The 4,907-nt window shown below is 74.1% G+C and carries 3 protein-coding genes; all 3 read right to left on the bottom strand.

The genetic code is table 11. The features are described 5' to 3' along the window. A partial coding sequence (locus L0P92_RS42155; RefSeq protein ID WP_234768429.1) for an ABC transporter ATP-binding protein occupies positions 1–1,322 on the bottom strand: 1,322 nt, incomplete at its 3' end. A 210-nt stretch (positions 1,323–1,532) separates the two neighbouring features. Beyond that, complete coding sequence (locus L0P92_RS42150; RefSeq protein WP_062719454.1) at positions 1,533–2,291, bottom strand: NUDIX hydrolase; 759 nt, start codon at positions 2,289–2,291, stop codon at positions 1,533–1,535. Between the two features lie 130 nt (positions 2,292–2,421). After that, entirely contained in the window at positions 2,422–4,338 is a 1,917-nt protein-coding gene (locus L0P92_RS42145; RefSeq protein WP_234768430.1) for a glycogen debranching N-terminal domain-containing protein, read from the bottom strand. Positions 4,339–4,907: the final 569 nt, after the last annotated feature.

The raw sequence follows: 4,907 nt of genomic DNA, 5'->3' as shown, positions 1-4,907 counted from the left end.
CCCCCCCCCCCCCCCCCCCCCCCCTTTACAAGCAGAAGACGGCAAACGCGATGATATAACAGGTCTCGTGGGCTCGGGTTATGTGTATAAGAGACCGGGGCGACGCCGGAGGACCTTGACGAGCGCGAACCGGCACCGGACGCGCGAGAGCCGCCGGTGGGCGCGTCTGCTGGTCGCGGACCGCCCGCCCGCGCCTGCGGAACCTCCGCCGACGCCTGCTGACCACCCGTGCTGGCCTCCCGCGCATCGGCCGAAGCCGGCTCTCGGCCCGGCGTCTGCGGCGCCTTGTTCTTCGCCGCGGGGTCGTCGGTCGCGGCGAACGCCTTTTCCGGCACCGGCGGCGTGGTCTTGCGCCCGCGGCCGCCGGCGGTGGCCAACGCGGCGTCCGGCGTCTGTGGCACCTCACGGGCTCGCGCCTGGGCCGTGCGGGTGTCCGCCTCGGTTCCCGGTCCCATGTCCCCGATCTCGTCGGCGAGTTGATGGACGAGGATGCCGTGACGGAACGCGGTCTCGCCGACATCGGCACAGGTACTGCCGTACACGGAGAGGCGGTTGCCGCTCTCGCGTACGACCTCGACCGAGCGGTGGGCGGTGCGCGCCTCCTTGGTGAGCAGGGCGGCGAGGCGGGAGGCGTGCGGGGTGCGGACGGCGACACGCGGGCGCAGCCGGGTGCGGGCGAAGTCGGCGGCGTCCTGGTCGGCGATGAGCCTGCCTCGCTGCAGCGTGACGACCCGGTCGGCGGTGCGTGCGGCCTGCTTCGGGTCGGCCGTGGTCAGCAGGACCGTGCCGCCCTGGGCGGCGTGTGCGCGCAGCATGCCGTACAGCCAACGGCTCTCGCGGGCGGAGAGTCCACCGGCGGGGTCGTCGAGCACGAGGGTGTGCGGGTCGGACAGCAGCGCGCAGGCGAGGCCGAGGCGGCGGTCCATGCCGCGCGAGAGGGTGCCGAGGCGTTCCTCGCGCAGGCTGACGAGGCCGACGACCTCCAGGACTTCGTCGGCGCGCCGGGCCGGTACGCCCGCGGCGGCGCACAGCATGCGCAGGTGGCCGCGGACGGTGCGTGAGGGGTGTCCGGGAAGGTCTCCGAGCAGCACGCCGACCTCGCGCGAGGGGTGGGCGATGCGGTGCAGGGGGCGGCCTCTGAAGTAGGTGATGCCACGGCCGCGTTGGAGTTCGAGCATGAGTCTGAGCGCCGTCGTCTTGCCCGCTCCCGACGCCCCGAGCAGCGCGGTGACGCGGCCGGCGCGCGCCTCGAAGGAGACGTCGTCGACGGCGGGAGGAAGCTCCTTGCGAGGGTCGCTGGTCAGTCCGATGGCCTGGATCACTCGCAGCAAGATAGCGCGCTATGTCCGTTTTTTCGGGTAGGGCAAGCCCCGCTGCAACGGCCGGAGTCGGTCCGGCCGCGTCTCGTGGCCTTCGTCCCGAGCACCGACTGAGCACGGGCCGAGCACGGACCGAGCATGAACTGGAGCCGGACCGACCCCGGATCCGCATCGGTTCACGACCGGACCGGCGCTAGGGCCCAGCCCCTCGTGTCAGACCTCGGGGCGCAGCATCGGCGGGTTGAGCAGCGTGGCGCCGCCGGCCCGGAAGAGCTGCGCGGGGCGGCCGCCCTGGCGTGTGGTGGTGCCGCCGGTGGGGACGAGGAAGCCAGGCGTGCCCGTCACCTTGCGGTGGAAGTTACGTGGGTCGAGCGCCACACCCCACACCGCCTCGTAGACCCGGCGCAGCTCTCCCACGGTGAACTCGGTGGGACAGAACGCCGTGGCCAGCGACGAGTACTCGATCTTGGAGCGGGCACGCTCCACCCCGTCGGCCAGGATCTGCGCATGGTCGAAGGCCAGCGGCGCGACCGGTTCGCCGTCGCGGCCGTAACCGCCCTGCTTCAGGAGTTCGTCGACCGGCGCCCAGCGGGCGTTGCTGGCGTCGCCTCCGGCGCGAGGGGCCGGCAGGTCGGGCGCCAGCGCCAGGTGGGCGACGCTGACCACCCGCATCCGGGGATCCCGCTTGGGGTCACCGTAGGTCGCGAGCTGCTCCAGGTGAGCGCCGTTGTCCTGCGCCGGGACGGCCGGGTCGTGGGCGCGCAGCCCGGTCTCCTCGGCCAACTCACGCGCTGCTGCCTGCGACAGGTCCTCGTCGGCCCGTACGAACCCACCGGGCAGTGCCCAGCGCCCCTGGAACGGCGGTTCGCCCCTGCGCACCGCCAGCGCGCACAGGGCATGACGGCGCACGGTCAGCACGACCAGGTCCACGGTGACGGCAAAGGGCGGAAAGGCTGACGGGTCGTAGGGCATGCGGCGATCATAGTCGTCTGCTTGACGATAAACACTCCCTTCGTCGGCCGCATCGATGGCTGATCCAATTCGGTCCGGTATGCGCCTCACCACCGCCGTATCCACTCACGTCGTACGGCGTCGTACGAGGTCACGCTCGCAGTTGCAGCCCGTCGGCCGCCTCCTCGACCATGGCGAGACCCAGTCGGCTGACGCGTACGGAGAAGGGGGCGCCGGCGACCCGGAGGCCTGTCAGGACGATCTCGCCGAGCGGTGCGCTGCGTACGGGCCGGAGTATGACCGTGCCCGCCGGAGCGTCCGGGCGGATGCCCGCGAGTGTGGTCAACAGCAGCACTCCGGCTGCCGCCGCCGTGGCCGCGGGGCGGCAGGCGGCCGGATGCGGGAGGGGAGCGCCGCCGTCCGTGCGTCGCTCCCCCGCGTACATGTCGGGCAGCCGGTGGCCGAACGCGGACGCGGCCGCGAGGGCGCCCCGCAGCAGTCCGCTCGCCTCCTTCTCGTAGCCGGCCGCGGCCAGCCCCGCGACGGCGAGCGCGGTCTCGTGCACCCGGACGGCGCCGCTGCGGTGACCGAACGGGTTGTGCCCCGCCTCCTTCACGCCCAGTCCGCGAAGACCCCAGCCCGAGTCCATGGCCGGGCCTCCGAGCAGCCGGGCGAGCTGTTCGGTCTGCACCTTGTCGAGCAGGCCTGGGGCCGGTTCGCCACCGCCCAGCAGGCCGGTGTCGAGAAGGTGGACGGCGGCGGCGCCCAGGTGCGGCACCAGGCGTCCGTCCGGGGCGCGGGCAGCCGCGGGCCGGCCACCACCCAGGTCGTCGAGCCAGAAGTCGGCACGGAACGCTGTCCGCAACGCCCTGGCCCACTGCCGCAGCTCCGCTCCGCCCGGTCTGCCGCAGTCGTCGAGCAGATCGGCCCCGAGCAGCGCAGCGCGATGGGCATGGGCCTGGGTCTCGCAGCGGACAGGGCCGCCGGGGTGCGGGTCGGGCAGGTACGTGCCGTCGCCCACGGTGGCCCGCAGCCAGGTCAGACAGCGCTCGGCTGCCGGGAGGAGCTCTTCGGTCTCCGGCTCGGGCAGTCCCCAGCGGCGGGCCTCCGCGAGCAGCGCGGGGAAGAGCAGCGTGGCCTCGGTGCCCGTGCAGCCCGGTGGCAGGTGGGTGCCCGCGTCCCGTATCGGCGCCGGGATCATGCCGGGCTGCGGTCCCTGGAGCGGGAGTTGGGTGCGGGCGAGGGTGCGCAGCGTGCCTGCGGCGAGCCTGGTGCCCAGGGGCAGGGTCATGCGGGCCGCGGCGAGGGCCTCGGCCGGGGCCAGGCCGCAACGCCACGGCGCCCCTGCTGCCAAGTGGACGTCGGAGGGGTGGGCGGGGTCGCGCAACAGAAGGGCCTGGAGATCCTCGATGCTCGTCCGCAGCAACGCCTCCACCCCGGGATCGTCGCCGGCCGCCCGCGCGGTCGCCAGCGGGCTGGTCGCCGCTCTGCCCGCGGCGCGCACGGGTCCCGCTCCGTCCGGCCGCACCCTCAGCTCGATGGTCACGTTTCCGCCCGGGGACAGCACGAACTCCCAGCGCAGCAGCCCCGCGGAGGCCAGTGCGTCGGCGGGCGGCGGGTCGGCCGTCACAGCCGAGTTGCCCTTGGCGGACGACCAGCGCAGGCCCGAGTCGTGGACGGTGGCGGGGAGTTCCGGTCCCGGGTCACCCCACGCGATGGCACCGAGGTCGGCCAGGTCCGTGCCCAGGGCGACCTCGACCGGCAGGCGCAGGGGCCGGACCGCCGCGCTGTGCAGCGTGATCCGCTCGGTGCCGTCCGCACGGCGGATTCGCTCGACGACGACGTCCGGGTCCGGGCCCGCCTGTGGGGAGCTGCGCAGTGTGCCCACGAAGCGGGCGCGGTCGGCCGCGGTCATCCTGGCCTGTACCGCGAGCGGCTCACGTCCGGCCACACGGATCTGGCAGCGCGAGAGCACGCGCCGGCCCGCGCGGTAGAACCCGTCGAGTCCCCGGCCGGTCAGCTGCCCCTGGTCCGTGGAGATGGCGAGGCCCGGTAGGGCGACACAGATCAGCGCGTTGTGGGTGGACGGCAGGTCGGCGGACCGCCGCGCGGTCGACGGCTGGGCCGACGAGGGGGTGTCCCGGGGTTGGGCAAGGCGCCGTACCGAGTCGGCTGACGTCGGCGTGGCCGCGTCCGGGCTCGTGGGTGAGGAGGGCGACGCCCGGCTCTGGTCCGTCGGTCTGGTCGGCTGCTCGGACCGGCGAAGGGCATCCTGCAGCAGCCTGGGAACGCGTCGCCCTACGTCGCCCGTGGCGAGTGGCAGCCCTGTGTCCAACCTCTGGGAAGGGACCAGCCCGCCGGTTGTGGAGCGATCGTCGGTGGTGGGCGGGGTCTGAGTCTGCGGTGGCACCGGAGTCGGCTGTGGCATGGGGCGGCTTCCTCTGCGCTCTGTGCGCCTCGGGGGTGTGCGGCGCCGGCTGGGGGACCCGGAGTGACAGGGGCGGTGCGGCGGCACGACCGTTTCGGGCGTTCCGCCACTCAGGTGAACGGGGAGGGATCCCTCCAGGTCACGGCCGGGGTGGGGGAACCCCGCCGGAGGGTCGGCCCTTTCAGCGAGCGCGCTGGGTGGGTGGGGGC

Source organism: Streptomyces muensis, from assembly GCF_021474425.1.
Classification (GTDB): domain Bacteria; phylum Actinomycetota; class Actinomycetes; order Streptomycetales; family Streptomycetaceae; genus Streptomyces; species Streptomyces muensis.
The sequence above is the reverse complement of the archived record's forward strand: the minus strand, read 5'-3'. Positions and strand labels throughout refer to the sequence as shown.

Excerpts from the sequence above, each read along its gene's own strand:
- L0P92_RS42150 (WP_062719454.1), bottom strand. The coding sequence starts at position 2,291 with ATGCCCTACGACCCGTCAGCCTTTCCGCCCTTTGCCGTCACCGTGGAC.